This is a genomic window from Halomonas marinisediminis (genome assembly GCF_004347715.1).
GTDB lineage: Bacteria > Pseudomonadota > Gammaproteobacteria > Pseudomonadales > Halomonadaceae > Halomonas > Halomonas icarae.
In genome coordinates this window covers 1-286 of record NZ_SLTR01000330.1, presented here as the reverse complement: position 1 = coordinate 286, position 286 = coordinate 1, and the positions used below count along the sequence as shown (strand labels likewise).

Sequence of the window (286 nt, the reverse complement as noted above, 5' to 3'; positions counted from 1 at the left end):
CTCGGCCAGCCGGACGTCTTCGGCGAGAAGGGCCTGGGCTGGATCGACGTCAGCAAGGTCTTCGCCGCGGCCGGCGGCGCGGTCTTCGACAACCTGCCGCTGCTGTTCTGCATCGGCGTGGCCATCGGCTTCGCGAAGAAGGCCGACGGCTCGACGGCGCTCGCCGCCCTGGTCGGCTTCCTGGTCTACAGCAATGTCCTCAAGGCGTTCCCGGTCACGGAAGGCCACATCGAGAAGGGCAAGTGGGTCGAGCCGGTCCTCAACAACCCCGGCGTCCTCGGCGGCA

The 286-nt window shown here is 68.5% G+C and carries 1 protein-coding gene; it reads left to right on the top strand.

The window, feature by feature from the left end:
- A partial coding sequence (locus E0702_RS16885; protein ID WP_165927603.1) for a PTS transporter subunit EIIC occupies positions 1 to 286 on the top strand: 286 nt, incomplete at both ends.